Annotated in this window: 1 pseudogene; it reads left to right on the forward strand. The window is 44.9% G+C overall.

Annotated elements, in window-relative coordinates:
* Nucleotides 1–265 (forward strand): annotated as a pseudogene (locus ACSNOG_RS33455) (hypothetical protein); the annotation flags it as partial.

The raw sequence follows: 265 nt of genomic DNA on the forward strand, positions 1-265 counted from the left end.
TTCAATGACGGCTACGATGCGATGAAGGGCGGAATCTATTTTTTTCCTAGAGTGTTTACATTAGAGAACTATGCGAAAGCGTTCAGCAACTCATTGATCTTGAATTCGTTCTTCATTTCCATTACCCGAACCGTTGTCGTAACGGTAGTCTCCGTATTTCTGACGGCCTTATTAGCCTACGCGCTTTCGCGGAAAGGGCTGCCCGGAAGAAAATATATCGTATTCTTCTTTTTCTTCACCACGTTGTTCAGCGGCGGTCTTATCC

This window comes from Streptomyces sp. URMC 124, assembly GCF_051386455.1.
Classification (GTDB): Bacteria; Actinomycetota; Actinomycetes; order Streptomycetales; family Streptomycetaceae; genus Streptomyces.